General features: G+C 69.2%; 25 protein-coding genes and 3 tRNA genes. 13 read left to right on the top strand and 15 right to left on the bottom strand.

Features of this window, described 5'->3' with window-relative positions; translation table 11 throughout:
- Nucleotides 1–28: 28 nt before the first annotated feature.
- From REH65_RS16700 to REH65_RS16690, 3 genes are read right to left on the bottom strand one after another with little or no spacing between them, the layout of a single operon-like run.
- Nucleotides 29–409, bottom strand: coding sequence for a VOC family protein (locus REH65_RS16700; protein ID WP_406688248.1), 381 nt, complete (start codon nucleotides 407–409; stop codon nucleotides 29–31).
- A 53-nt stretch (nucleotides 410–462) separates the two neighbouring features.
- Nucleotides 463–1,734: an MFS transporter gene (locus tag REH65_RS16695; RefSeq protein ID WP_406688247.1), complete on the bottom strand. Its 1,272-nt coding sequence runs from the start codon at nucleotides 1,732–1,734 to the stop codon at nucleotides 463–465.
- 5 nt (nucleotides 1,735–1,739) lie between these two features.
- On the bottom strand, nucleotides 1,740–1,994 hold the full coding sequence (locus REH65_RS16690) for a GntR family transcriptional regulator (RefSeq protein ID WP_281458343.1): 255 nt from the start codon (nucleotides 1,992–1,994) through the stop codon (nucleotides 1,740–1,742).
- 130 nt (nucleotides 1,995–2,124) lie between these two features.
- Here REH65_RS16690 and REH65_RS16685 point away from each other — a divergent pair, with 130 nt between their 5' ends.
- Nucleotides 2,125–2,352 carry a hypothetical protein gene (locus tag REH65_RS16685; protein WP_406688246.1) on the top strand — a complete coding sequence of 76 codons (228 nt, stop codon included), beginning with the start codon at nucleotides 2,125–2,127 and terminating at the stop codon, nucleotides 2,350–2,352.
- A 34-nt stretch (nucleotides 2,353–2,386) separates the two neighbouring features.
- On the opposite strand, the gene REH65_RS16680 is transcribed toward REH65_RS16685, so the two are convergent.
- The 4 genes from REH65_RS16680 to REH65_RS16665 form a co-directional block, all read right to left on the bottom strand.
- Nucleotides 2,387–2,803: a YeeE/YedE thiosulfate transporter family protein gene (locus REH65_RS16680; RefSeq protein ID WP_406688245.1), complete on the bottom strand. Its 417-nt coding sequence runs from the start codon at nucleotides 2,801–2,803 to the stop codon at nucleotides 2,387–2,389.
- Nucleotides 2,803–3,441, bottom strand: a complete 639-nt coding sequence (locus REH65_RS16675) for a YeeE/YedE family protein (protein WP_406688244.1) — start codon at nucleotides 3,439–3,441, stop codon at nucleotides 2,803–2,805. The genes REH65_RS16680 and REH65_RS16675 overlap by 1 nt, the downstream gene beginning before the upstream one ends.
- Nucleotides 3,442–5,049: 1,608 nt before the next feature.
- Nucleotides 5,050–5,134 (bottom strand) — tRNA-Ser (locus REH65_RS16670).
- 50 nt (nucleotides 5,135–5,184) lie between these two features.
- Nucleotides 5,185–5,613, bottom strand: coding sequence for a MarR family winged helix-turn-helix transcriptional regulator (locus REH65_RS16665; RefSeq protein WP_281458373.1), 429 nt, complete (start codon nucleotides 5,611–5,613; stop codon nucleotides 5,185–5,187).
- A gap of 167 nt (nucleotides 5,614–5,780) precedes the next feature.
- Here REH65_RS16665 and REH65_RS16660 point away from each other — a divergent pair, with 167 nt between their 5' ends.
- The 4 genes from REH65_RS16660 to REH65_RS16645 all read left to right on the top strand — a co-directional run bounded on the left by REH65_RS16660 (nucleotide 5,781) and on the right by REH65_RS16645 (nucleotide 9,026).
- Nucleotides 5,781–6,752: an ABC transporter ATP-binding protein gene (locus REH65_RS16660; protein WP_406693184.1), complete on the top strand. Its 972-nt coding sequence runs from the start codon at nucleotides 5,781–5,783 to the stop codon at nucleotides 6,750–6,752.
- On the top strand, nucleotides 6,749–7,519 hold the full coding sequence (locus REH65_RS16655; RefSeq protein ID WP_281458345.1) for an ABC transporter permease: 771 nt from the start codon (nucleotides 6,749–6,751) through the stop codon (nucleotides 7,517–7,519). The genes REH65_RS16660 and REH65_RS16655 overlap by 4 nt, the downstream gene beginning before the upstream one ends.
- 263 nt (nucleotides 7,520–7,782) lie before the next feature.
- A complete protein-coding gene (locus REH65_RS16650) occupies nucleotides 7,783–8,592 on the top strand; it encodes a L,D-transpeptidase family protein (protein ID WP_406688243.1) in 810 nt (269 codons plus the stop codon).
- A 50-nt stretch (nucleotides 8,593–8,642) separates the two neighbouring features.
- Nucleotides 8,643–9,026 carry a hypothetical protein gene (locus REH65_RS16645; RefSeq protein WP_406688242.1) on the top strand — a complete coding sequence of 128 codons (384 nt, stop codon included), beginning with the start codon at nucleotides 8,643–8,645 and terminating at the stop codon, nucleotides 9,024–9,026.
- Nucleotides 9,027–9,255: 229 nt separating this feature from the next.
- Here REH65_RS16645 and hisC read toward each other — a convergent pair whose 3' ends face one another.
- The gene (gene hisC / locus REH65_RS16640; RefSeq protein WP_406688241.1) at nucleotides 9,256–10,305 is read right to left on the bottom strand and encodes a histidinol-phosphate transaminase; all 1,050 of its coding nucleotides are present in this window, start codon (nucleotides 10,303–10,305) and stop codon (nucleotides 9,256–9,258) included.
- Nucleotides 10,306–10,638: 333 nt separating this feature from the next.
- Between hisC and REH65_RS16635 the strand changes: the two genes are divergently transcribed.
- The 4 genes from REH65_RS16635 (at nucleotide 10,639) to REH65_RS16620 (ending at nucleotide 13,649) form a co-directional block, all read left to right on the top strand.
- Nucleotides 10,639–11,325: a dienelactone hydrolase family protein gene (locus REH65_RS16635; RefSeq protein WP_281458349.1), complete on the top strand. Its 687-nt coding sequence runs from the start codon at nucleotides 10,639–10,641 to the stop codon at nucleotides 11,323–11,325.
- Nucleotides 11,326–11,390: 65 nt separating this feature from the next.
- Nucleotides 11,391–13,367, top strand: coding sequence for an acetoacetate--CoA ligase (locus REH65_RS16630; protein WP_406688240.1), 1,977 nt, complete (start codon nucleotides 11,391–11,393; stop codon nucleotides 13,365–13,367).
- A gap of 79 nt (nucleotides 13,368–13,446) precedes the next feature.
- Nucleotides 13,447–13,536: transfer RNA gene (locus tag REH65_RS16625), tRNA-Ser, on the top strand.
- A 40-nt stretch (nucleotides 13,537–13,576) separates the two neighbouring features.
- Nucleotides 13,577–13,649, top strand: a tRNA-Arg gene (locus REH65_RS16620).
- Between the two features lie 114 nt (nucleotides 13,650–13,763).
- Here the strand turns inward: REH65_RS16620 and REH65_RS16615 are convergent.
- Nucleotides 13,764–14,642, bottom strand: a complete 879-nt coding sequence (locus REH65_RS16615; protein ID WP_406688239.1) for a LysR family transcriptional regulator — start codon at nucleotides 14,640–14,642, stop codon at nucleotides 13,764–13,766.
- 83 nt (nucleotides 14,643–14,725) lie between these two features.
- Between REH65_RS16615 and REH65_RS16610 the strand changes: the two genes are divergently transcribed.
- On the top strand, nucleotides 14,726–15,568 hold the full coding sequence (locus tag REH65_RS16610; RefSeq protein WP_406688238.1) for a PhzF family phenazine biosynthesis isomerase: 843 nt from the start codon (nucleotides 14,726–14,728) through the stop codon (nucleotides 15,566–15,568).
- A gap of 115 nt (nucleotides 15,569–15,683) precedes the next feature.
- A complete protein-coding gene (locus REH65_RS16605) occupies nucleotides 15,684–17,147 on the top strand; it encodes a catalase (RefSeq protein WP_406688237.1) in 1,464 nt (487 codons plus the stop codon).
- Nucleotides 17,148–17,216: 69 nt separating this feature from the next.
- On the opposite strand, the gene REH65_RS16600 is transcribed toward REH65_RS16605, so the two are convergent.
- Together REH65_RS16600 and REH65_RS16595 are read right to left on the bottom strand one after the other, a co-directional pair.
- On the bottom strand, nucleotides 17,217–17,438 hold the full coding sequence (locus REH65_RS16600; protein ID WP_406688236.1) for a hypothetical protein: 222 nt from the start codon (nucleotides 17,436–17,438) through the stop codon (nucleotides 17,217–17,219).
- Between the two features lie 431 nt (nucleotides 17,439–17,869).
- Entirely contained in the window at nucleotides 17,870–19,126 is a 1,257-nt protein-coding gene (locus tag REH65_RS16595) for an MFS transporter (RefSeq protein WP_406688235.1), read from the bottom strand.
- 43 nt (nucleotides 19,127–19,169) lie between these two features.
- Between REH65_RS16595 and REH65_RS16590 the strand changes: the two genes are divergently transcribed.
- A complete protein-coding gene (locus REH65_RS16590) occupies nucleotides 19,170–20,174 on the top strand; it encodes a GlxA family transcriptional regulator (protein ID WP_406693183.1) in 1,005 nt (334 codons plus the stop codon).
- A gap of 61 nt (nucleotides 20,175–20,235) precedes the next feature.
- Here the strand turns inward: REH65_RS16590 and REH65_RS16585 are convergent, their stop codons facing one another.
- The 3 genes from REH65_RS16585 to REH65_RS16575 all read right to left on the bottom strand — a co-directional run bounded on the left by REH65_RS16585 (nucleotide 20,236) and on the right by REH65_RS16575 (nucleotide 22,680).
- On the bottom strand, nucleotides 20,236–20,439 hold the full coding sequence (locus tag REH65_RS16585; RefSeq protein ID WP_406688234.1) for a hypothetical protein: 204 nt from the start codon (nucleotides 20,437–20,439) through the stop codon (nucleotides 20,236–20,238).
- A gap of 349 nt (nucleotides 20,440–20,788) precedes the next feature.
- Nucleotides 20,789–21,970: a cytochrome P450 gene (locus REH65_RS16580; protein WP_406688233.1), complete on the bottom strand. Its 1,182-nt coding sequence runs from the start codon at nucleotides 21,968–21,970 to the stop codon at nucleotides 20,789–20,791.
- Between the two features lie 26 nt (nucleotides 21,971–21,996).
- Nucleotides 21,997–22,680 carry a TetR/AcrR family transcriptional regulator gene (locus tag REH65_RS16575; protein WP_406688232.1) on the bottom strand — a complete coding sequence of 228 codons (684 nt, stop codon included), beginning with the start codon at nucleotides 22,678–22,680 and terminating at the stop codon, nucleotides 21,997–21,999.
- Nucleotides 22,681–22,881: 201 nt separating this feature from the next.
- On the opposite strand from REH65_RS16575, the gene REH65_RS16570 reads away from it, so the two are divergent.
- The gene (locus REH65_RS16570; protein ID WP_281458360.1) at nucleotides 22,882–23,082 is read left to right on the top strand and encodes an antitoxin; all 201 of its coding nucleotides are present in this window, start codon (nucleotides 22,882–22,884) and stop codon (nucleotides 23,080–23,082) included.
- A 329-nt stretch (nucleotides 23,083–23,411) separates the two neighbouring features.
- Here the strand turns inward: REH65_RS16570 and REH65_RS16565 are convergent, their stop codons facing one another.
- The gene (locus REH65_RS16565) at nucleotides 23,412–24,383 is read right to left on the bottom strand and encodes a prephenate dehydrogenase (protein ID WP_406688231.1); all 972 of its coding nucleotides are present in this window, start codon (nucleotides 24,381–24,383) and stop codon (nucleotides 23,412–23,414) included.
- Between the last annotated feature and the right edge of the window lie 120 nt (nucleotides 24,384–24,503).

The raw sequence follows: 24,503 nt of genomic DNA, 5'->3' as shown, positions 1-24,503 counted from the left end.
GCCCCGCCCCACCGACAGCGGCCGCTGATCAGCTCTCTTCCAGGTAGACGAGTTCGTTGCCGTCCGGGTCGGTGAAGGCGAACATCGGTGGCTGGCCCTCCCAGCGCAGGACTTCGGCGTTGCGGACCGTGGCGCCCGCTTCGCGGAGGCGGGCGTGCGCGGCATCGGCGTCGGCCGTGCCGAGGCGCACGGCCACCGGGATCTCGCTGTTCGCCGGCAGCAGCAACAGCGCCACGTCCGACCCGGGCGGTGCCACCACCACGAGCCTGGCGCCGGGCCACACCTCGACGTCGGCGCGGCATTCGCAGCCGAGGACCTCGGTGTAGAACTGCAGCGCCCGGTCCTGGTCGGCCACGGGGATTGAGACGCTCTGGACGTTCGTCGTCATAGCTGCGGTCTGCTCGGTCATCGTTCCCTCCTCGTCGGACTTCTCAGGAGTGCAGACCGATCGGCCCCCCGGAACTAATCGCGCACGGCCTCCTCCAACGGCAGGTCGCGGGTGTGGCGGAGCGGTGAGGTGAGCAGCCACGCCGAGGACAGCAGGACGCCGATCGCCGCGATCCACAGGGTGGGGCGCATGCCGAGATGAGTCCCGCTGATGCCGCCGAGCAGAGCACCGAACGGGGCGGTGGCGCGGAGCATGAAGCGCATCGTGGCGTTCATCCGGCCCAGCAGGTGGTCGGGGCACAGCATCTGGCGGAAGCTGACCTCCACGACGTTCAGCGAGATGAGGCAGAACCCGCTGATCACACCGCCGATGGCGTACCACGCGACCTGCAAGCCAGGACCGGTCAGCGGCACGAGCAGCATCCCGGCGCCGAGCCCGACGATCGCCACCAGCATCAGCCGCGCCTGCCCGATCCGACGCGCGAGGGCGTTCGTGGTCAGCGCCGACGCCACCGCCCCGAGCGGGCCGATGCTGGCGAGCAGACCGACTTCTCCGGGCGACAGGCCGATCTCCAGCGACAGGAACGCGATCGCGATCGCGATGCTCATCGACTGGAAGAACACGACGCACGCCCCGCTGCACGCGATCGCCCGCACGATCGGATGCCGGAAGACGAACCGCAGCCCCTCCCGGATCTCGGGCACCAACCGGGTGCGGCTCCGCTCCCGGGGAGGTTCGGAGGTCTTGATCGAGCGCAGCCATCCCGCCGACCACAGGAAGCTCAGCGCGTTCACGACGATCGCCACCGGCGCGGTCAGGAACTGCACCAGGAACCCGCCGGCGGCGGGCCCGGTCACCTCGGCGACCGACATGTTCGCCTGCAGCTTCGCGTTGCCCTCCACCAGTTGAGACCGGTCGACCAGGCGAGGCAGGTAGGACTGGTGCGCGACGTCGAAGAACACGGTCAGCACCCCGGCCACCGCCACGACCGCGTACAGCTGCCACAACGTGAGCACCCCGAACCAGGCCGCCACCGGCAGCGACCCCAGCGCCACCGCCCGCCCCACGTCGGCGACCAGCAGCACGGGCCGATTCCGCCACCCGTCGCACCAAGCCCCGACCGGCAACCCGACGACCAGGAACGCAGCCGTCTCCAGCACGGCCAGCAGCGACACCTGGAACGGCGAAGCCCCGAGCTCGCTGATCGCCAGCAGCGGCAACACCACGAACCCGACCCGAGACCCGATCTGGCTCAACCCATCAGCAACCCAAAGCCGCCGGAAGTCGCTGCCCAGAGCCGATTTCGAATCGGCCGAGGCGTCAGATCGATTCGATGAGTCCGACACGGGCGCTACTGCTGGGTGACGAAGGTGCCGCGTCCGTGCACCACGGTGATCGTGCCGGACTCGACCAGTGAGCTCAGCGCGCGCCGAACGGTCCCGCGCGCGACCCCGTAGAGCTCGGAGAGCTCGGCCTCGCTGGGCAGCCGAGAGCCCCGCGCCAGCGCACCCGACTCGATGTCGGCGGTGACGTCGTCGGCGACCTGCTGCCAAATGGTCTTCGCCGCGCCGTGGTCGATACGGCCGGACCGGTCTTCCCAGGACATGCCACCCAGCCTGGTTACCCCATGACCTGTAGGGATGAACCTCTACGTCTAGAGATGTCCAGAGACGTACATAGTTGTCTATATTGTGAGCAGGAACTTTGAGCGTGGCTGAGGTTGGGGAGCGGACGAGGTGGAGCTGGAGGTCGTGATCGTCGACGACCGGGAGTGGTACGCCTGCCCGGTCGGTGGCCCTCGCTGCGGTCGAAGCCTGGTCGACAGCGGCCGAATGGGCCTCGACGCCCTCGACTGGCACGTGCGAATCACCCACAACCTCGCCCTACCCATCGACCAGGCCTCCACCCGCCCCAAGCCCACAACCCCGAAACCCGCCCCAACGCAGGCGAAGACGGCGAGCTAGGGGAAACCGCAGCTGCGTGGTGCGGTGCTCGCCGCTACAGCCCGCAGGCGCCGCGGTCGAGTCGGAAGTACCGGGCGTTGGCCCACCGGCACAGCCAGACGCCGACCACGACGCCGACGATCGTGGCGAGGGCCGGGAGGTATCCGCTGGCGACCTGAATGATCGGGATCGCCGGGCAGCCGCCCGAGATCGCCCAGCCGGTGCCGAACAGGACGGCCCCGGGGATCACACCGCCGTGGATGCGTCCCGGCGTGCGGCGGACACCCGCCACGGTGAAGACCACCACGATGATCCCCACAGCTCCGGCGAAGGCGTACAGCATGCGCGGGTCCTGGAAGGTGAACATGCGGTTCAGCTCGGCGTAGTCGCCGAACCCGATGCTGGTGACGATGAACCCGAGCGCGAGTCCGGTGATGATGTTGGCGACGAGCAGTGCTCCCTTGGTGCGCATCAGACCGCCTTCCACAGCAGGAACGACACGAGCACGGCGGTGCCGAAGAACACCGCGGTGGCGACCAGGCTGACCGGGCGCAACCGACCGCAGCCGCTGAGCCCGTGGCCGGAGCTGCAGCCTCCGGCCAGACGAGTGCCGAAGCCGACGAGGAGGCCTCCGATGAACAGAACACCGACCATGATGTTGGAATCGGTGGTGACGAGCTGGCGGAAGCCTTCGCCCATGTCGTAGCGGATCTCGAATCGGCCTGAGCTGACCGCCGCGATCCATCCGCCGATGAAGATCGACAGGAGCAGGGCGGCTTGGGTGATCAGAGGTGCCGGGCGCGTGGGTCCGGCTGCGGCGTGCTCGGCGGCCGGTCCGAGGTCCGGGTCGCGGCGCGCTTCATCAACCGGCGCGGCTGTTGCGTATTGGGTACCGAACTCCGCCGCGGTGGCCAGGGCGAACGCCTCTTCCAGCTCGCGGCTGTTGGCGAACTCGGCCTCCTGCTTCTCGAAGCGGCGTTCGGCGCGCCAGTGCAGCACGCGATCCCATGCCGTGGATACGCCGAAGGACCGGTCGGTGATCAGCGTGTAGTTGATGGTGACGAGGGCGAGTCCGATCGCGCCCGCCCACCAGGGCCAGTAGCTGGTCATGCGGGGTCTCTCATCCAGTCGGCGAGTCGGGTCCACCAGCGGCGCTTGCGCCTCCGCGCTCGCGCGGGCCTTGCCTCCGGTTCGGGGACCGGCAGGTCACCGCGGCCTTGTGGGGCACTTGATCGTGAAGCCGCGTCGGGCTGCTGTACGGGTGCTTCGCGTGGCCGGACAGGTTCCGGCGTCGGCGTCGGTTCGAACCAGGCCACCGTGCCGTTCGACTCGGAAAGGTGAGGTGACGGCGGCGTCGGTTCCGCAGCGGCGGAGCGCTCTGCGTTCTTTCGGATGTGGCCCGCGTCAGCCCCGTTGGGCAACAGTGAAATCGGCACGAGCTGGCCGCGGGACGCCAACCGGTACCGGGTGCATTCCTGCCAACGCCTCTCACTGTCGCAATAGGACTCGCGCCAACCACGCAAACTTGCCTTCAGCAGGGGGAAGAGGGGGCAGGTCCTGGCGTGGGAGCAGCCCATAGCTCTCCGATCTGACCGGCGACACCACCCTGGGGGATTAGGTGGCATGGCGCGATCTTGTCGTTGAAATAAGCCGGCTTGTGGTCGCACGACGTCACGGTGGGGGAACTCACCGTGACTCGTGCGTCATCATCGACGTGCTAATCCCGCGTGGCACCAGATTTGTTACTTCCCGTGCTTTGCCTCCGAAATCGGCGCGCTTCGACCAGCAATGCGCCGCGACCAGCGAACTCCACGAGTGACTGCGAGTGGTGCGAACCAATAGGCGGTGAGCATAGTTATTGGACCGTGATCAGAAAGTTCTCGTACCGATGTGGGAAAATGTGGATTAAGTCATGCTTCGGAACGGGCTCCCTGCGCTCGCGCGGGGTATGGGTGGAGATTGAAATCCGGAGCAAGTTGTCTTGCGTGATGCACGTAGCTGGCAACATAACACCAGGTCAAGAAGGCTTATTTGACCCAACCGGGAGATTTTTATCCGGATGTTCGGCTCGTTGAGCAGAAACGTCGTACGCCGCATGGGGATGCTGGATTCAATCGATGGTGCGGCCGTGGGTTTGGCCGGGACGGCGTAACGGACCGCGTCCCGCGTCGATAGTCGGAGCGAAAGCTGACCGGCGGAGTAATGGAGTGTGGCGTTCCGGAAACTCTGCGTGGTCTGCATGGGAAGCGCTGCTTCCTGAGGTAAAGGAGTACCGATTGACCAGCCATGATGACACGGCGTTGACATATCTTTACGGGCGGTTGGATTTCGCGCGAAAGATGATGACCGATCCCACGTGCAGCCGTGAAAGTCGTCGGGATTGGGCTATGCGTGCCGAGGAGTTGCGCCAATGCCTCCGGCGATTGGAACTATGGCGTTCCGAAAAAGTCGGGGATCGGTACGGGAGCGACGACCTGACGGCAATCGAAATCCTGCCACCGAGGGAATCCCCCGAGAACCTGCGCTGAAGCGCACATACCCACTCGGCAAGCTTGCGATTGACGGCGTGACGCCACCGAACCCGGCGAACCAGCCCTGTTCGACGTCCAAGGCAGATCTGATCGCCGATCCGCCTCCGACGCGATTCGGCGCAATCACCGGCCAAGGGAGCCGGTGGGGGAGATCCCCGCCGGGCCCTGGTCGTGCTGGTCAGCTGAGCGGAAGCGGCGGGATTCGAACCCGCGGTCGGTCTCCCGACGCTCGCTTTCAAGGCGAGTGCATTCGGCCGCTCTGCCACGCTTCCACGCCGCAGCGTAGCCAACCGCGGATGATCGGACTACAGGCGGTCCGGGGTCAGTCGAGGGCGCGGAGGTGGTCGGTGAGGCGGGTGAAGACGGCGGCGAGGGTCTTCTGCTCGTCGTCGTCGAGGAGGTCGATGATGTGCTCGCGGACGCCCCTGACGTGGGCGGGGGCGGCTTCGCGGAGCTTGGCCAGACCGTCCTCGGTGAGGACCGCTAGGACGCCTCGGCCGTCGTCCGGGCACTCCTGGCGGCGGACCAGACCTTCCTTCTCCAACCTGCGGATCTGGTGGGACATGCGGCTCTTGGAGTGGGCGATGCCGTTGGCGAGCTCGCTCATCCGCAGCTGCATGTCCGGGGCCTCCGACAGCGAGACCATGATCTCGTAGTCGGCGATCGACAGACCGTGGGTGAGCTGCAGCTCCCTGTTGAGCCGGTGCTCCAGCAGGGCGCTGCCCACGATGTAGGCGCGCCAGGCCGACATCTCCGTCTCGCCCAGCCAGGGGGTCAGCTGCTCGGTCGCCTCACTCACCCAGCCAGGTTACCGAGGTCGGAAGCGCTGCGGGCCGGGACGGAAACCTCCCGCCAAAAATGTGCTGTCACCGGTCCGCTTCGCGCGACTAGCATCGAGTGCCGAACCAGGGGGGCGATGTGGCGGTCGCGGTCGAGGTCCACGAGCTGGTCAAGCGGTATCCCAAGAGCCGGGCCAACGCGGTCGACGGGCTGTCCTTCCAGGTGCGAGCCGGCGAGGTCTTCGGGCTGCTCGGGCCCAACGGTGCGGGCAAGACCACCACCGTGGGCATCCTCACCACCCGCGTCGAGCCGACCGGCGGGAAGGCGGTGGTGGCCGGGGTGGACGTGGCCGCCGACCCGGTGGCCGCGCGCCGCAAGGTCGCCGTGGTGCCGCAGCGGGTCAACCTGGACCGGTCGCTGAACTCGCGGCAGAACCTCATCTGGCACGCCACCTACCACGGTGTCGCCCGCGCCGAACGGCGTCGGCTCGCCGACGAGCTGCTGGAGCGGATGGGCCTCACCGACAAGGCCAAGGCCCGCGTCGACGACCTCTCCGGCGGGCAGGCGCAGCGGCTCATGATCGCCCGCGCGCTCATCCACCGGCCCGAGGTGCTGTTCCTCGACGAGCCCTCCACCGGGCTCGACCCGCAGGCCCGGCTGTTCGTGCACGACCGGATCGACGACCTGCGCTCCGAAGGCGTCACGGTGGTGCTCACCACCCACGACATGGACGAGGCCGAGAAGCTCTCGGACCGCGTCGGCGTCGTCGACCACGGCCGGCTGCTGACGCTGGACACCCCCGAGGCCCTGATCCGCTCGCTGCCCGGCAGCGGCACCCTCGACGCCACCCTGCGGGCCGACGGCTACGAGCCGGACAAGATCACCGGGTTGCTCTCCGAGATCCGCGGTGTCGAGCAGGTCGAGCGGATCAGCCCTGACGACGCCGCCGAGCTGCGGCTGCGGCTCTACGTCGCGTCCGAGCCCGCCGGGCTGCTCGGGCCGATCGCCCAGGCCCTGCACGAGCAGCGGATCCCGGTCAGCGACCTGTCGCTGGGCTCGGCGACGCTGGAAGACGTCTTCATCGACCTGACCGGCCGGGAGCTGCGATGATCTCGATCCGCGCGTTCCTCGCCGTCCTCGGGCGCGACGTATTCGTCACCGGCCGCGAGCTGCCGAGCTTCCTGGCGCAGGTGCTGGTCCAGCCGGTGGCGCTGCTGTTCATCTTCGGCAAGGTCCTCGGCGAGCTCGGCTACACCCAGCCCGGCTACGCGCAGGTGCTGCTGCCCGGGATGATCGCGCTCAACGCGTTCCTGGTGTCGCTGCAGAACACGTCGTTCCCGCTCGTCCTGGACTTCTCGTACTCGCGGGAGATCGAGGACCGGCTGCTGGCGCCGCTGCCGATCAGCTGGGTGGCCGTGGAGAAGATGCTCTTCGGCGCGCTGCGCGGCCTGTTCGCCGCGGTGCTGATGGTGCCGATGGGCGTGTGGATGCTCGGCCGGATCGACTGGGACCTGAGCGGTCTGCCGTTCGCGCTGCTGTGCATGGTGCTCGGGTCGGCCTCCGGCGCGGCGGTCGGCATGACGGTCGGCGCGGCGGTGCCGCCTCGGCGGATCAACATCATGTTCGCGGTGATCCTGGCGCCGCTGATGTTCACCGGCGCCACCCAGTTCCCGTGGGCGCAGCTGGAGCACCTGCGCTGGTTCCAGGTGCTGTGCGCGATCAACCCGCTGACCTACGTCAGCGAGGGAATGCGGGGAGCGCTGCTGCCGGGCATCCCGCACATGGCGCCGTGGGTGTGCGTGCTGGCCCTGCTGGTCGCGATGCTGCTGTTCGGGACCTTGGGGATCCGCTTCTTCCTCCGTCGCGCGCTCGACTAGGCATCGCTGGACAGGGGGAAAAGATCCACACGATCAGGTGATCGGCTCTTGGTAACGAGGCTCCGCTGACGATAAACGAGAACCGTTTTCGCTGATCAGGGGCCGGAAGTCGATCGAACCCCCGGTGCGGGCCGGTGCGGTGGTGCGTGCACGCCCGGATAACTTCCCGTCGGCATGTGATCACTCGGATCAGCTGCCCACCTCCGGGCGTCCCAAGGCGCTCCGCCCGGAGGACCACAGAGTCGACGGGCCAGGAGCCGATGATGAGCCTACGTCGCACCGCCGGCGGCACCGCACGCGCGGCCCGGTCGCTCGCGGCCGCCGCGCTGGGCCTGTCATGCCTCGCGCTGACCGGATGCGCGGGCACCGCGCCCGCCCCCGCCGAACGGCCGCCGTACGCGATGGCCAGGGCGGACCTGGGCATGCAGGCCGACGCCACCACCTTCACCGAATTCCCCACGGCCCCCGCCGATCCGGCACCGGGCGGGGACACCGACGGCGTCGTGCTGCGGGTGCAGGCGGACACCGCGGTGCACTCCTCGCCCGGCGGACCGGTGTTCGCCAAGCTGCCCGCCAAGCAGCTCGACAACCCCACGTGGGTGCCGGTCATCGCCGAGCGCGGCAAGTGGGCTCAGGTCCTGCTCCCGTCCCGGCCGAACGGGGCCACCGGCTGGGTGCTGGAGGACCAGCGGACCCAGCGCGCCCGCACGCCCTACGCGGTCGACGTCGAGATCGACGCGCGGCGGCTCACGGTGCTCCGCGACGGCGCACCGATCGGGCAGTGGGTGGTCGGTGTCGGGGCGTCGGACTCGCCGACGCCGCGCGGCCGGACGTTCATCATGGCGGCGATCGAGGAGACGGTCACCAAGTTCAGCCCGATCATCCTGCCGCTGGGCACCCACTCCAACACCTTCAGCACGTACGGAGGCGGGCCGGGCACGGTCGCGCTGCACGGCTGGCCGGAACCCTCGGTGTTCGGCCAGGCCAGCAGCGACGGCTGCGTCCGCGTCCCCGACGACGCGCTGCGCCTGCTGGCAACGCTGCCACTGGGCACGCTCGTCCACCTGCGGTGACCCCGCCGAGGGTGGAGTTCCCCCGAGAAACCAGGAAGAGGAAGCGATCTATGCGCAAGACGGCTTACATGGCGGGCGCTCTGGCAGTGGGCACCGCGGGCATGGTCATCGGTGGCACCCAGGCCTTCGCCGACAGCACCGACAACGACGGCATCAACATCGGCAACGACAACAACACGAGCGTGCTGCCGATCCAGCTGTGCGGCAACAACATCGCGATCCTCGGCGCCGTCGTGCCGGTCGCGTCCCCGCAGAACGTGGTGTGCGCGGCCAACGCCCCGATCGAGGAGGGCCCGAGCGAGCCGCCGGCCGAGGAGCCGCCGACCGAGGTCTCCCCGGGCTACGAGCCGCCCGCGTCCTCCGACTCGACCGAGAAGCTGCCCGAGGCCCCGGCACCCGTTGCGGTGCAGGGGCACCACGCGGTGACCGGTTGATCCCCACCCGGACGGACGGGCCGGCCACCTGAACGGGTGGATCTCCTGTCGCTTCTGTAGCGGCGGGCCCGGCCCGCCACTACATTCCGGTGCTGCGTAGATCGCTACGCGTAAGAAGTGGCCGTTTCGGCTCAAGCGGCCACGATCGCAGCGGTGGTGGCTGGCGAAGTACTCCCCCTCTCTTCGCCGGTCACCACCGTTGCTCTTTCTCCGGGCTTCTCCCGCCTTCTCAGCCGAACGACTTGGCCGCGGCCAGGAACGCGTCGTTCTCCGCGGGCTGACCGATCGTCACCCGCGCGCCCTCGCCGGCGAAAGCCCGCACCACGACCCGGTTCTCGAGGCAGTGCTCGTTGAACGCGGCGGTGCGCTCACCCAGCGGCAGCCACACGAAGTTCGCCTGCGTCTCCGGGACCTCGTAGCCCAGCGCCACCAGTTCGCGGTGCACCCGCGCCCGCTCGGCGACCACGTCCGCGCAGCGGCGGCGGAGCTCGTCCTGTGCCTGCAGCGAGGCGATCGCGGCGGTCTGGGCCAGCGCGTTGACGCTGAACGGGATGGTGACCTTGCGCAGCGCCTCGGCGACCTCCACCGGTCCGATCGCGTAGCCGACGCGCACGCCCGCCAGGCCGTAGGCCTTCGAGAAGGTGCGCATCGACACGACGTTGTCGCGGACGCGGGTGATCTCCACGCCGTCCGGGGCGTCGGCGTCGTCGACGAACTCGAAGTAGGCCTCGTCGAGCACCACCAGGACGTCCTCGGGAACCCGGTCCAGGAACGCCTCCAGCTCGGCCTTGCGGACCAGGGTGCCGGTGGGGTTGTTCGGCGTGCACACGAACATCAGCCGGGTCGCCGGGGTGATTGCCGCCAGCATCGCTTCGAGGTCCAGCGCGTGCTCGCCGGTCAGCGACACCTTCACCTGCCGGGCTCCGACGACCTGCGTGATGATCGGGTAGGCCTCGAACGAGCGCCACGGGAAGACGACCTCGTCGTCGGCGGTGCAGGTGGCCTGCACCAGCTGCTCGCACAGCGCGACCGAGCCGCAGCCGACCGCGATCCGCTCCGGCGCGACGTCGTAGTGCGCGGCCAGCGCCTCGGTCAGCGCGCCCACGCCCATGTCGGGGTAGCGGTGGACCTCGGTGGCGGCCTCGTTGATCGCCGCCACCGCGCTGGGCAGCGGGCCCTCGGAGACCTCGTTGCTGGCCAGCTTGATCGACCCCGGCACGGTCCGCCCGGCCACGTAGGGCGGCAGCTGTTCCAGGTCGGCACGGGTGCGCACGCTCATCGACTACTCCTACCTCGATCCGTCTCCGGAGGACGTTAACCCGGCGTCATCCACCTCCACACCACCGCTGTCCCCTTCCCGCCGCACCCGATCCCGGTGCCGGGCCGGGCGGGAGCGGAGGGTGCGATGACGATGGATCCGGGAGGGGGACAGTTTTAGCCATAATTGTCCGGACAAAACGGACTTCGATCCTGGGTGATTATGGCTAGAACTGCCCGTTGCCAATGCTCATTGTCATCGTGACGGCCCCATCCGGGTCCTTTCGGTCACGTGTTGGTCCTTATGGATGACGGTGTTGCCCCCTGTTCACATACCTGTGGTTACCTGCCGGGCATGATCCGAACCCGTACCGAGACGATCGCGCTCACCGACGGAACGGCGCTGCGACTCACCGTCGCCGAGCCCGACAACGTGGTGCGCGGAGGCCTCGTCTTCCTGCACGAGGCGCGCGGCATCACGGAGCGGGTCCGCAAGCTCTGCAGCGCGCTGGCCGAGGAGGGCTGGCTCACCGTCGCCCCGCACCTCTACCACCGCGACGGCACCGACGAGCTCGCCGCCGACCAGTGCGAGCACGAGCAGGTCCAGAAGCTCTCCGGCGACTCGATCCTCGCCGACACCGACGCCGCGTTCCTCTGGCTGTCCGACCAGGGCGTCCCCGCCGACCGGCAGGGGATCATGGGCTTCGACATCGGCGGCTCGGCCGCGCTGGTGGTGGCTGCGAGCCGCTCGCTCGGTGCGGCGGTCAGCGTCGGCGGCACCGGCATCCTCGATCCGCTGTCGGCGAAGCTCCCGCCGCTGGTGGAGGTCGCGGGCGAGCTCTCCTGCCCGTGGCTCGGCCTCTACGGCGACGACGTGGAGGCCGGTGAGGTCGACAAGCTCCGCGAGGTCACCGACGCGGCCGAGGTCGTCACCGACGTCGTCCGCTACCCGGGTGCCGGGCACCGCTTCGACGTCGGCCCCGAGGCCGCCGACGAGGCGTGGCGCCGCGCCCGCAACTGGTTCGACCTGCACCTTCGCTGAGGCCCCGCGGTCCGGGTGACGTTCGCCCTGGCAGGAACGGCATGCGGTGGGTTAGGAAGTAGCTCATGACGACCGCACCGGAGCTGTTGTGGGAACCGACTCCGGAAGGCGTGGCCGCCAGCCGGATGGCCGCCTTCCGCGCGTGGCTGCGCGAGCAGCGCGGGCTGGACCTGCCGGACTACCGCGCCCTGTGGGAGTGGTCGGTGGCCGACCTGCCCGGTTTCTGGTCGGCGATCGCGGAGTTCTTCGACGTCGTCTTCCACGACCGCGCCGAGCAGGTGCTGCCGGAGGAGGTCATGCCGGGCGCCCGCTGGTTCCCCGGCTCCACGCTGAACTACGCCGAGCACGCGCTCCGCGCCGGCGAGGGCAAGACCGACGACGACCTGGCGGTGGTCTTCGTCCGCGAGGACGGCCGCAGCGAGGAGATCGGCTACGGCGAGCTGCGGCACCGCGTCGCCGCCGCCCGCTCCGCGCTGGCGGAGCTCGGGGTGGGTGCCGGTGACCGGGTCGCGGCGCTGGCCCCGAACTGCCCGGAGACTCTGGTGGCGTTCCTGGCCGCCGCGAGCCTGGGCGCCACCTGGTCCTCCTGCTCCCCGGACTTCGGCACCCGCGCGGTCGCGGACCGCTTCGTGCAGATCGAGCCGAAGGTCCTCATCGCCGTCGACGGCTACTGCTACGGCGGCCGGCGCTTCGACGTCCGCGAAACCGTCGACCAGCTCCGCGCGGAGATGCCGGGCCTGGCCGCCACGGTCCTGATCGACTACCTCGGCGAGGAGCACGGCCTGCCGGGCGCGCTGGACTGGTCGGAGCTGCTGGCCCACCACCGCGGCGCCGCGCTGGAGTTCACGCCGGTGCCGTTCGACCACCCGCTGTGGATCCTGTACTCGTCGGGCACGACGGGGCTGCCGAAGGGCATCGTGCACGGGCACGGCGGCATGGTCCTGGAGCACCTCAAGGCCATCGGCCTGCACTGCGATCTCGGCCCGGGGGACCGGTTCTTCTGGTTCACCACCACCGGCTGGATGATGTGGAACTTCCTGATCGGCGGCCTGCTGACGGGCACCACGCTGGTGATGTTCGACGGCAGCCCGGGGTACCCGTCGCTGTCGGTGCTGTGGGAGCTCGCCGCCCGGTACCGGGTGAACTTCTTCGGCACCTCGGCCCCGTTCATCCAGAGCTGCCTGAAGCGGGAGCTGCGCCCCAAGGACGACTTCGACCTCTCGGAGCTGCGCGCGGTGGGCTCGACCGGGGCCCCGCTGACCACCGACGGGTTCCGCTGGGTCGCCGACGCGGTCGGTGCGGACGTGCAGATCGCCAGCGTCTCCGGCGGCACGGACCTGTGCACGGCGTTCGTGGGTGCGAGCCCGGACGTCCCGGTGTGGCTGGGCGAGATCTCGTGCCCGCTGCTGGGCGCCGCGGCGGCCTCCTTCGACGAGTACGGCGAGGAGCTGCACGAGGAGGTCGGCGAGCTGGTGCTGACCAGGCCGATGCCGACGATGCCGGTGTTCTTCTGGAACGACCCGGACGGTTCTCGCCTGCGCGAGGCCTACTTCGACGAGTTCCCGGGCGTCTGGCGGCACGGCGACTGGGTCCGGATGACCGACCGCGGCTCGCTGGTGATCTACGGCCGGAGCGATTCGACGCTCAACCGGGGCGGCGTCCGGATGGGCACCGCCGAGTTCTACCGCGTGGTCGAGGGTTTCGAGCAGATCGCCGATTCGCTGGTGATCGACACCTCCGGCGCGGGCGAGACCGACGGCGAACTCCTGTGCTTCCTGGTCCTGACCGAGGGGACCGCGCTGAAGGACGTGCTCGGCGACCTCAAGGCGGCCCTGCGCACCGAGCTCTCGCCGCGGCACGTCCCGAACCGCTTCCTCGTCGTCGACGAGATCCCGCGGACGTTGAACGGCAAGAAGCTGGAGGTGCCGGTGAAGAAGATCCTCGCCGGAACTCCGCCTGAGCGGGCCGTCAGCCGCGACGCCTTGCAGAACCCGGCGTCGCTGGAGCCGTTCGTGCAGCTCAGCAACGCTGCGAAGGAGTGAGCGGAGATTTGGGGGACCCCCCGTTCGAGGCCGCTGAAGGGGTGTGTAAAGTTATCTCCGGTGGCCGCGAAGGACGCCGGGAGGCTTCGCCTAGTCTGGTCTATGGCGCCGCACTGCTAATGCGGTTGGGGGTTACGCCCCCTCCCGGGTTCAAATCCCGGAGCCTCCGCAAGGGCCCTACCCTAGGGTGGGACCCGACAATTGAACAAGCGCCCGTAGCTCAACGGATAGAGCATCTGACTACGGATCAGAAGGTTTGGGGTTCGAATCCCTACGGGCGCACGTCTGGTCGAGACAGCAGAAACCCCCTCAAGCAGGGGGTTTCTTGCTTTTCAGGGGTCTCCTCGACCGGAGGGTGAAGTGGCACCGGATCGAGCGCGGACCGGGAGAGATGGGTCACTCCGGCCATTCCCGGTCTTCGACGACTCGGAGGAGCGCCTCCGCCGTTGGGGAGTGCCACCTGCGTTCGTCGAGGACGAGGGTCAGCGGTACCTGCGGGCGTGGTGGGCGGAGCGCTTTCAGACGACCGCGCTGGAGGGCGTCCGCGCACGCGATCGCCGGTAGGACGGAGAGGCCGAGGCCCGCTTCGACGCAGGAGCGGGCGGCTTCGATGCTGCCGAAGCGGGTGATCTGCGGGCGGATCGGGCTGCGCCGTTCGAGTTCGCGCACGAAGTCGTCGCTGTAGCTGCACCCCTCTTCGAGCAGGAAGTAGGGGTGTTCGGCCAGTTTCGCCCAGGTCATCTCCTCGCGGGTGCTCGGGTGACCGGGTGCGGCCACCAGCGCGATCGGTTCGGCACCGAGCGGACGCGGGCTGAGCGGGCTCGGGGCGGGGGCGTGGTCGAGGACCAGCCCGATGCCGAAGCGACCGTCGAGAACTCCGCGGAAGGTCTCGCTGGTTCCCGCGGGAACCAGGTGCACGGTGGTTCGGGGGTGTTGCTGCCGCAGCGCCGCGATGGCTCGCGGGAGCCGGTAGGCGCAGACCGATTCGGGTGCTCCCACGACGACCTCGCCGGCGGGTTCGGTGGAGGCGGAGTCCTCGACCAGGCGTCGTTCCGCGTCGAGGACGGCGTGGGCGTGCCCGGCGGTGCGGTGCCCGGCTTCGGTGAGCCGGGCACCGTCCGGAAGACGATCGAGCAAGCGGGTTCCGAGGGCCTTCTCCAGCGCCTTGATCCGGCTCGTCACCGTCGACTGGACCAGGTTCAGCTCCGCTGCGGCGGCCGTGAAGCTCTCGTGACGCGCCACTGCGAGGAATGTGCGCAGCAGGTCGGTGTCCACGCGTCCAGGGTATCGGTTCTGTCGATCGGATGGATCGAAACTCATCGTTTGATTGAATGACCGGCCGGGGGGACAGTGAACGCATGGCTGAAATTCACCGCTACGCCGCGTTCACCACCACCCCTGAGGGCGGAAATCCTGCGGGAGTCGTGCTGGACGCGCGGGACCTCGACGAGGCCCGGATGCAGCAGATCGCCGCCGAGGTCGGCTACTCCGAGACCGCGTTCGCCGTTCCCACCGGGCCGCGCCGCTTCACCCTGCGCTTCTTCAGCCCGCTCGCCGAGGTCGCCTTCTGCGGGCACGCCACCATCGCCACCGCGGTCGCGCTCGCCGAGCGCACCGCGGTCGGAGACCTGCTCTTCGACACCCGTGCGGGGGAAATCGCGGTCAGCACCAGCGCGGACGAGACCGGTGCCGTCCGGGCCGGCCTGCGCAGCGTCCCCACCACCAGCCGGGCGGCCACCGAGGCCGAGGTCCGGGATGCGCTGAAGGCGCTGCGGTGGAACGCCGAAGATCTCGACAGCGCCTTCCCGCCGCACGTCGCCTTCGGCGGCAACGAACACCTGGTGCTCGCCGTCCGCGACCGAGAGCGGTTGGCGGAGCTGGACTACGACTTCGACGCGCTGAAAGCGCTGATGCTGGAGCGGGATTGGACCACGCTCCAACTCGTCTGGCGCGAGGACGACGGAACCTTCCACTCGCGCAACCCGTTCCCGGTCGGCGGAGTGGTGGAGGACCCGGCGACAGGAGCCGCCGCGGCGGCGTTCGGCGGCTACCTGCGCGCCCTCGGCCGGGTGACCGAGCCGCTCCGGCTGGCGATCGTCCAGGGCGAGGACATGGGTCGGCGGAGCGAGATCACCGCGCACGTCGACCCCGACGACCCGCGGGTCACCGTGACCGGCGGTGCCGTGCCCATCCCGGGGTGACCGCTCCGGTCTGCGTTTGACGGATTTCCGGTGCGGGCATGCACTGGGTGGTGGGGTGTGCCTTCCCCCGCTGGCGTCCTGAACTGCCGAGCCACCACCGGAGGGACGAAGAACGATGGTCGACCAGAACCGAAAACCCGCGACGACGACCGATGCGGGCATCCCGGTCACCAGCGATGAGCACTCGTTGACGGTCGGGCCCGACGGCCCGATCCTGCTGCAGGACAACTACCTGATCGAGCAGATGGCGCAGTTCAACCGGGAGCGCATCCCGGAGCGCCAGCCGCACGCCAAGGGCAACGGTGCGTTCGGGCGGTTCGTGGTGACCAACGACGTCAGCGCCTACACCCGGGCCGCCGTGTTCCAGCCGGGTACCGAGACGGACGTGATGATCCGGTTCTCGACGGTGGCGGGTGAGCGGGGCAGCCCGGACACCTGGCGCGACCCGCGCGGCTTCGCGGTGAAGTTCTACACCAGCGAGGGCAACTACGACATGGTCGGCAACAACACGCCGGTCTTCTTCGTGCGGGACCCGATGAAGTTCCAGCACTTCATCCGCTCGCAGAAGCGGCGCGCCGACACCAACTCGCGCGACAAGAACATGCAGTGGGACTTCTGGACGCTCTCGCCGGAGTCCGCGCACCAGGTCACCTGGCTGATGGGCGATCGGGGCATCCCGAAGACCTGGCGGCACATGAACGGCTACTCCAGCCACACCTACATGTGGGTCAACGCCCAGAACCAGAAGTTCTGGGTGAAGTACCACTTCAAGACCGACCAGGGCGTCGAGTGCCTGACCCAGGAGGAGGCCGACCACCTGGCCGGCGCGGACGGCGACTACCACCAGCGCGACCTCTACGAGTCGATCGAGCGGGGCGATTTCCCCAGCTGGACGCTGAAGATGCAGATCATGCCGTTCGAGGACGCCGAGACCTACCGGTTCAACCCGTTCGACCTGACCAAGGTGTGGCCGCACGGCGACTACCCGCTCATCGAGGTCGGCAAGCTCACGCTGGACCGCAACCCGACGGACCACCACACCGAGATCGAGCAGGCCGCGTTCGAGCCGAACAACCTGGTCCCCGGCATCGGCCCGAGCCCGGACAAGATGCTGCTGGCCCGGCTGTTCTCCTACGCCGACGCGCACCGGGCCCGGCTCGGCGCCAACTACAAGCAGATCCCGGTGAACTCGGCCGACGCCCCGGTGCACAGCTACAGCAAGGACGGGGCGATGCGCGTCAACAAGGTCGCCGATCCGGTGTACGCGCCGAACTCCTACGGCGGGCCGGCAGCCGACACCGTCCGGTTCGGCGAGCCCGCGGGCTGGAGCACCAGCGGCGAGATGGTGCACGCCGCCTACACGAAGCGCCGCGATGACGACGACTTCGGGCAGGCGGGAACGATGGTCCGCGAGGTGTTCGACGACGACGCCCGCGCCCGGCTGGTTTCCAACGTGGCCGGTCACCTGCTGGACGGCGTCACCGAGCCGGTCCTGCAGCGCGCCTTCGAGTACTGGCGCAACATCGACGAGGACATCGGCAAGCGCATCGAGCGCGCCGTCACCAACGGCGGCAGCTGACGCCGACGACGAGAGCCCCTGCCGGGTGACACCCGGCAGGGGCTCTCGCGTTCGGTGGGCTGGTGGCGATCAGTTGTCGTCGCCGTCCTCCTGGCCGCCGTCCTCCTGGCCGCCGTCGTCCTGCTGCTGGTCGTCTTGCTGCTGCCCGTCGTCCTGCTGCTGGTCGCCGTCCTGCTGCTCCTGCTGGTCCTCCTGCTGCGGGGGCTGGGCGAAGTCGCACCCGGCGGTCACGCCGAGCGCGAAGACGGCACCGGCGACGGCCGTGACGATCCGGACTCTCGAGTTACGCATAACAGGACGATACGGGCGAGACGGGTGATCCGTCAGGCAGTTCGGGGTTGAGAGGTACGCGAACTCGAGTGCGCATGAAGATCACTCAATAAGGGGCGATCACACAGAGTGACGATGACCTGCTCAAGATCTGGCCTCAGATCCGCAAGCGTGATTCATGTGCGATCCCGTTGGGGATCAGGAGCATGCCGCGCCACGAGCTCGTCCGAAAGAACGACTGGTTTCCGTGCGTGGAGTGCAGCGACGAGATCAGCTCCCCAAGAGCTTCCAGGGGCCGATCCACTTAAGGAGAGCGGTGACAGCACCGCGGGCAATCCCTGGCAAGCTCTTGGGGAGCTGATGTACTCAGTCTAACGGACCTCGGAAGCCTGGTCGAGCTTCCTCGTGCCCCCGTGCCTTCATCACCCGAACGGACTTGAGGCAAGTCGTTGTCAGCACCGCGCGGGATCCTCGGCGAGCTCGTGAGGGGTCGATTCGCGCGGCCTGGCAGGGATCCGCAGCACCAGGACCGCCGCGATCAGGCACAGTGCGCCGGTGGCGGGCCAGAGGAGCGCGTAGCCGCCCGCGGCGTCCCGGACGAGCCCGCCGAGGAAGGCGAGGAGCCCGGCGCCGAGCTGGTGGGCGACGCTGATCCAGCCGAAGACGATCGGGCCGTCGGCGCCGTGGAGTCGCCGGCACAGGGCGATGATCGGCGGGACCGTCGCCACGTCGAGCAGGCCGAACACCACCACGAACGCGATCATCCCGGGCCGCACCACCGGGCCGAACAGCCCGGGCAGCAGCGCCAGCGAGACCCCGCGCAGCGCGAAGCACGCGGTCAGCAGCAGGCGCGGGTCGAGCCGGTCGGTGAGCCAGCCGGAGCCGACCGTGCCCAGCACGTTGACCACGCCGATGACCGCCAGTAGGGAGGACGCGATGCCGGTCGGCATCCCGTGATCGTGGGCGGCCGGGGTGAAGTGGGTCCACATGATGCCGTTGGTCGACGCCCCGCAGATCGCGAAAGCACTTGCGATCAGCCAGAAGGAGCCGCGCCGCAGCGGGAGGGCGCGCACCGCGCGCGTCAGCGGGGCGGTCGGCGTCGGCGGTTCCGGGCGCGTCGCGCCGTAGGGGAGCAGGCCGACGTCGGCGGGACGGTCCCGCAGCACCGCCCAGGCGAGCGGGGTGACCAGCAGGGCGATCCCGATCAGGGTTCCGGTCGCCGCGCGCCGGTCGACGTCGGTCAGCAGCGCGAACACCGGCAGCAGCGCGAACTGGCCGAAGACCGTGGCGGCGGTGAGCACGCCCGCGACCAGGCCGCGGCGGGCGGCGAACCAGCGGTCGGCCACCAGCGCGGCGAACGTGGTCGCCAGCGCCCCGCAGCCGGTCCCGACGAGCACGCCCCAGCCGAGCACGAACTGCCAGGGCGCGGTCATCCACGTGGTGAGCGCGGCACCCGAGGCGATCAGCAGCAGCGCGGCGGTGACGATCCGGCGCAGGCCGAAGCGGTCCATCGCGGCGGCGCCGAACGGCGCGGTCAGCCCGTACAGCACGAGGTTCACCGAGGAGGCCGCGCCGATCGTGCCGTGCGACCAGCCGAACTCGTCGTGCAACGGCGTCACCAGCAGGCCCGCGGTCGTCGCGCAGGCACCGGCGCCGATGATCACCAGCGCGGCCACCGCGGCGACCCACCAGGCTCGATGAAGAGGCATGGCCCCACCCTGCGAGCCGGTGATGCCCGGGAACAGTGGCCCGATGGCCAACATGTGCAAGGATCGGGCCATGACGACTCGGGTGGCGGTGCTGGTCCGCGACGGCGTGATGCCGATGGAGCTCGGGCTGGTGCACCAGCTTTTCGGCTGCGCCCGCTCGTCCTCGGGTGACCCGCTGTACGAGGTCGTGACCTGCGCCGTCGTGCCAGGGGTGATCCGCACCGACGCCGACTTCCCGATCCACGTCGAACGGGGTCCCGAAGCGCTGGACGACGCGCGCACGGTCTTGCTGCCCGCCAGCCACGAGCCGGACGAGACCGAGACGGAGGGGAGACTGCCCGCCGACCTGGCGGCGGCGCTCGCCCGGATCCCGGACGGCGCGCGGATCGCGTCGATCTGCACGGGGGCGTTCGTGCTGGCCGCCGCCGGGATGCTCGACGGCCGGAGGGCGACCACGCACTGGAAGTCCTGCGAGCACTTCCGACGACTGTTCCCGCAGGTCGAGCTGGTTCCTGACGTGCTCTACACCGACGACGGGGACGTGCTGACCTCGGCGGGGGAGGCCTCGGGCATCGACCTGTGCCTGCACCTGATCCGGCGCGACCACGGGGCGGCGGTGGCCAACGACGTCGCGCGCACCACGGTCGTGCCGCCCCACCGGGAGGGCGGTCAGGCGCAGTACATCCGTCGGCCGGTGCCAGAACCTGCGGTGTCGACGACCGCGCGGGCGCGGGCGTGGGCGCTGGAGCACCTCGACCGGCCGATCGCGCTGCGGGAGCTCGCCGCGCAGGACGCGTTGAGCGTGCGGACTTTCACCAGACGATTCCGCGAAGAAGTCGGCATTTCCCCGTTGCAGTGGATTACCGGGCAACGCGTGGAACTCGCGCGACGTCTATTGGAGGAAACCGACCTACCGGTCGAAAGAATCGCGAGCGATTCCGGATTCGGAACTGCCGCATCGCTGCGCCAACACCTGCAAACCGAACTCGGTGTTTCGCCGAGCGGTTACCGCGCGACGTTCCGAGGAGCACCCAGGTCGGAGGCGTAGCTGCGGGACGTGGGTGAGGCCCCGCCGGGTGTGGCCGGCGGGGCCTCGGTACGGGGATGGGTCAGCCCATGATGCCCGCGTTGATGACGGAAGTATCGGTGTCGTTGTCCTCGACGCTTGTGTCCTGGTCCAACCAGTTGCAGGAGAAGACGTCGCAGACCCCGTCTCGCGGCTGCATCTCCGCGGCGGAGGCGAGGCCGGCTCCGGCGAACACGAGGGGCAGGGCGAGAGCGCCGACCACGAGGGGGCGAACCAGCGAGCGCATAATTGCCTTCCTTCCCATTCGACTGACCCATTGAATATTTCCGGATCACGATGACCCGGAATCGGGCAATTCAAGGTGTACCTGCCGCGCCGCTGGGGTGCAGATTCGCCGACGGGGTGTTCACCGGAAAGTGTTTCCGCTGCGAACCGTTGCTTGTATCAACTCAATTCACGCTGCGAAGTGGCCGCTTTCCCGCATTGTCACATTGGGTGTTGAAAAGGAATCCGAAAGGGTGGTTTGCGGGTGAACTCCACGACGACGGCCGATTCGGCCCTCGCACCACACGTCCACCGATCCCCGGACGGTGGAGTTCTGGATTGACCCGAACTCCACCGCCGGAACGCCGGGGTCACCCCAGCAGCAGCGGCAGCCTGCTGACCCCGGTCATGTTGGGGCTGGGGAGGAATCGCGGAGCGTCGTCCGGGTCGGTCCGCAGCCGCGGGAAGCGGTCCAGCAGGAGGTTCAGCGCGATCCGGCCCTCCAGCCGGGCCAGCGGAGCGCCGAGGCAGAAGTGGATGCCGCGGCCGAACCCGATCTGCGGGTTCGGGTCCCGGGTCACGTCGAAGGCGTTCGGATCGGTGAACTGGCGCGGATCGCGGTTGGCGGAGGCGACCCACAGCAGCAGCATCTGATCCGCCGGGATCCGGACGCCGCCGAGCTCGGTGTCGGTCTCGGTCACCCGCGACACCGCGGCGAACGGGCTCAGGAACCGCAGCGACTCCTCGATCGCGTGCGGCACCAGCGACCGGTCCGCCCGCACCCGCTCGAACTGGTCCGGGTGCGCGTCCAGGCACAGCAGCGTGTTGCCCAGCAGCATCGTGGTCGTGATGTGCCCGGCGACCAGCAGGACCATGCCGAAGTTGGTGATCTCGGCGTCGCTGAGCCGGACCCCGTCCACCTCGGCCTCGACCAGCTTGGTCAGCAGGTCCTCGCGGGGGCGTTGGCGGCGCTCCCGGACGTGCTCGCCCAGGTAGGCGACGAGCTCGCCGACGAGCTCCATCGCGGAGTTGAAGTACTCCTCGTCCTCCGGTGAGCGGTCCTTGAGCGAGACCTTGTTGGTGGAGTTGAACATCCCGTCCACCCACCGCTTGAACCGGTCGCGGTCGCTCGCGGGAACCCCGAGCAGCTCGGCGATGACGATCACCGGCAGCGGGTAGGCGAGGTCGGTGACCAGCTCGCTCTTCTCGCCCATGCCGTCCATCAGCTCGGTGGTGAGCCCGGCGATGCGCGGTTCGAGATCGGCCACCACCTTCGGCGTGAAGGCGTGGCTGACGAGCTTCCGCAGCTTCTGGTGGTCCGGCGGGTCCATCTGGACCAGGTTGCCCTCGGAGAACCCGCCGGCCTCCGGGACGAGTCGTTGGGTGTGGGAGGAGAAGGTGGCGGGGTCGCTGAGCGCCCGCAGGATCTCCGGGTACCCGTGGACCTCCCACATGCCGGTGCTCTCGTCGTAGCGGACCTCGTGGTCCGGCCGTTCGCCGCGCAGCCAGAACTGCGCCGCGTTGATCCCCCAGGTGTCGGCCAGTGCGGTCATGTCGTGCCCCCAATCGCGGCCGGGTCTCAGCCGCTGCGCGGTGGTGTGTAGATCCACTCCCGGAACTGCGCGTTGAGCTCGTCGAAGAGGTTGCCGATCTCGCTCGCCACGGTGGCCAGCGACGAGGGATCGGGTTCGCCCTCGGGCTCGAAGGCGGCGCGGATGGTGTGCGCCAGCGCGTCGGCCTTGGTCTCGTCCGCGAGGGCGGCGAAGTCCGGGTTGATGGCGTCGGTGAAGTGGAAGCCGCTCGCGGTTGCCGTGAGCGCCAGGTACGCGTTCGGCAGGTCGTCGCGGAGCAGCCGGTGCTTGAAGATCAGCTCGCGGTAGCGGTCGCCGAAGCGCTGCGCCTCCCCGCTGCGCCCGAACCGCTTGAGGTTGCCGAGCAGCTCGGTGTCCCCGGTGACCAGGGCTTTCATCAGCGGGTCGTGCGCGGTGAGCAGGAAGCTGCGGCGGAAGAACCGGTGCGGCCGCGCCTCGGCGGGGTCGGCGCGCATCGCCTCCGTCAGCTCGTTGAGCATGCCGATCGACTCGCGCATGATCAGCGCCTCGAACAGCTGCTCCTTGGTGCGCCAGTGCAGGTAGACGGTGCCCTTGCCGACTTCGGCGCGGCGTGCGATGTCGTCGATGGTGACCTTGCGGTAGCCCAGCCGGACCATGAGCTCGCCCGCCGCGTCGAGGATGCGGTCGGCTCGGTCGGTGGGCTGGGTCATGACTCTCCTTCGTGACGTGATGACCGGAATCGTCAATCCGGTCACGCGGTCAGTTCACGGTAGATCCGCCGCACGACCCGCGCAAGGTCTCACTCGGAAGAGTGAGCAGCGGGGTGTTGCGGCGAGCACGGAGAGCTCGGCGGGCTTAGCTTCGCCGGGAGCGGTCGACAAGGCTTTTCACAAGGCCTGGGAAGGAGCACCATGGGCTTCGGAGACTTCAAGGACAAGCTGCAGAACCTCGGCGAAGAGCACGGCGACAAGGTCGAGCAGGGCATGGACAAGGCCGGCGACATGGCCAAGGACAAGTTCGGCCACGAAGACCAGGTCGACCAGGCCGTCGAGAAGGGCAAGGGCCTCTTCGGCGGCGGCGGAGACGAGGAGCAGCCCCCGCCCGGGCAGTGAACCACCCGGACAACGGCGCTCCGGCCGAAGCTGGCAGCGGGACTGGAGAAAGTCCCGACCAGTGGTCGAGCGCACCATAGAAGAGGTCGCCCCCACGCACAGGGCGACCTCTTCTTTTGCTTCTTCTACTGTCCGTGGTCGCTCTGCTCAGCGGTGCGGGTGGCGGAACCTGAGCGCCTCCGTGGACTCCGTGCGCCGCTCCTTGAGCATGTGAATACGCGGCGTCCCGGCGTACTCGCCACGAAGGCGCTCAGAACCCGCGGCGGTGCCAGTTGCTTAGGTGGGGTAAGGAGAAACCGGCTTCGCCGGTTGCCTGGCGGTGGTTTTGCTTATCCCATTGGGACTTCTGTTGTGGCTTGGTCCTCGTGGATCGCGGTCACGCGGCCTCCGAGTTCGCCGAGGTCGCGGAGGCGGGGGAGGGCTTCGGGGCGGAGGCGGACCGAGGAGGTCGTGGTGCCTTCGCCCGAGGCCACGGCTTCGAGGCGGTTCCGGGCGTCGTGGCCCGAGTCCAGTGTGGACTTCAGTCCTCCGGTCGAGGCCAGCGAGCCCCGGGCCGCGCCCAGGCGGCCGAGCGCGTCGTCGACCGCGTCGAGCAGGGCGGCCTTGTTGCCCTCGGTCATCGCGCGCACCAGCTCCGGGTTGCTGCCCGCGACCCGGGTCGCGTCCCGGAACGAGCCCGCCGCCAGCGACAGCGCCAGCGGACCGCCGTCCGCGCCGACCGTCGCGAGGATCGCCGCGAACAGGTGCGGCAGGTGCGAGATCCTGGCGACCGAGTCGTCGTGGGCCGCCGCGCCAGTGGGGACCACGTGGGCGCCGCAGTCCAGCGCCAGCTGCGCGGCCTCGCGCCACGCCTCGATCGTGGTGGCCTCCTCGATCGTCACCGCCCACGCCGCTCCCCGGAAGAGCTCACCCGATCCGGCGGCGAAACCGGAGGACGAGGTTCCCGCCATCGGGTGACCACCGGCGTAGCGGGCGTTCGGCGCGAGCTTGCGGACCTCGAAGTCGACCGGGTCCTTCACGCTGACCACGTCGGTGAGCCAGGCGCCCGGGTGGAACTCCGCGATCTTGCGCAGCACCTCGCGGACCGCGGTCAGCGGCACCGCGATCACCACCAGGGCGTCCTCCTGCTTCGCCCTGCGCAGCGCCGAATCGGTTTCGAGCACCTCGAAACCCTCGTCACGCGCTGCGGCGGCGTCCGCCTCCGACGCGGTCGCACCCCACGCGGGGCGCCCGGCGCCGGACGCGGCCCGCAGCACCGATCCGCCGATGAGTCCCAGTCCGATCACGCACACGGCACGCATCCGTCCATCCTGCCCGACGGCGCCGATTCGCACGCACCCGGTTGAGCGCAATCCGTCCCCTGATGGTTACGACCGTCGCAATAGTGCTTTCGGGTGGCCTTCGTACGCTTTACGGTGTCT

It is taken from the genome of Saccharopolyspora sp. ID03-671, from assembly GCF_045278815.1.
Taxonomy (GTDB): Bacteria; Actinomycetota; Actinomycetes; order Mycobacteriales; family Pseudonocardiaceae; genus Saccharopolyspora; species Saccharopolyspora ipomoeae.
The sequence above is the reverse complement of the archived record's forward strand: the minus strand, read 5'-3'. Positions and strand labels throughout refer to the sequence as shown.

Coding starts and splice junctions, on each gene's coding strand:
- REH65_RS16700 (WP_406688248.1), bottom strand. CDS start 409: ATGACCGAGCAGACCGCAGCTATGACGACGAACGTCCAGAGCGTCTCA.
- REH65_RS16690 (WP_281458343.1), bottom strand. CDS start 1,994: ATGTCCTGGGAAGACCGGTCCGGCCGTATCGACCACGGCGCGGCGAAG.
- REH65_RS16680 (WP_406688245.1), bottom strand. CDS start 2,803: ATGCGCACCAAGGGAGCACTGCTCGTCGCCAACATCATCACCGGACTC.
- REH65_RS16675 (WP_406688244.1), bottom strand. CDS start 3,441: ATGACCAGCTACTGGCCCTGGTGGGCGGGCGCGATCGGACTCGCCCTC.
- REH65_RS16665 (WP_281458373.1), bottom strand. CDS start 5,613: ATGTCGGCCTGGCGCGCCTACATCGTGGGCAGCGCCCTGCTGGAGCAC.
- REH65_RS16655 (WP_281458345.1), top strand. CDS start 6,749: ATGATCTCGATCCGCGCGTTCCTCGCCGTCCTCGGGCGCGACGTATTC.
- REH65_RS16650 (WP_406688243.1), top strand. CDS start 7,783: ATGAGCCTACGTCGCACCGCCGGCGGCACCGCACGCGCGGCCCGGTCG.
- REH65_RS16645 (WP_406688242.1), top strand. CDS start 8,643: ATGCGCAAGACGGCTTACATGGCGGGCGCTCTGGCAGTGGGCACCGCG.
- hisC (WP_406688241.1), bottom strand. CDS start 10,305: ATGAGCGTGCGCACCCGTGCCGACCTGGAACAGCTGCCGCCCTACGTG.
- REH65_RS16635 (WP_281458349.1), top strand. CDS start 10,639: ATGATCCGAACCCGTACCGAGACGATCGCGCTCACCGACGGAACGGCG.
- REH65_RS16630 (WP_406688240.1), top strand. CDS start 11,391: ATGACGACCGCACCGGAGCTGTTGTGGGAACCGACTCCGGAAGGCGTG.
- REH65_RS16610 (WP_406688238.1), top strand. CDS start 14,726: ATGGCTGAAATTCACCGCTACGCCGCGTTCACCACCACCCCTGAGGGC.
- REH65_RS16605 (WP_406688237.1), top strand. CDS start 15,684: ATGGTCGACCAGAACCGAAAACCCGCGACGACGACCGATGCGGGCATC.
- REH65_RS16600 (WP_406688236.1), bottom strand. CDS start 17,438: ATGCGTAACTCGAGAGTCCGGATCGTCACGGCCGTCGCCGGTGCCGTC.
- REH65_RS16595 (WP_406688235.1), bottom strand. CDS start 19,126: ATGCCTCTTCATCGAGCCTGGTGGGTCGCCGCGGTGGCCGCGCTGGTG.
- REH65_RS16590 (WP_406693183.1), top strand. CDS start 19,170: ATGGCCAACATGTGCAAGGATCGGGCCATGACGACTCGGGTGGCGGTG.
- REH65_RS16585 (WP_406688234.1), bottom strand. CDS start 20,439: ATGCGCTCGCTGGTTCGCCCCCTCGTGGTCGGCGCTCTCGCCCTGCCC.
- REH65_RS16580 (WP_406688233.1), bottom strand. CDS start 21,970: ATGACCGCACTGGCCGACACCTGGGGGATCAACGCGGCGCAGTTCTGG.
- REH65_RS16575 (WP_406688232.1), bottom strand. CDS start 22,680: ATGACCCAGCCCACCGACCGAGCCGACCGCATCCTCGACGCGGCGGGC.
- REH65_RS16570 (WP_281458360.1), top strand. CDS start 22,882: ATGGGCTTCGGAGACTTCAAGGACAAGCTGCAGAACCTCGGCGAAGAG.
- REH65_RS16565 (WP_406688231.1), bottom strand. CDS start 24,383: ATGCGTGCCGTGTGCGTGATCGGACTGGGACTCATCGGCGGATCGGTG.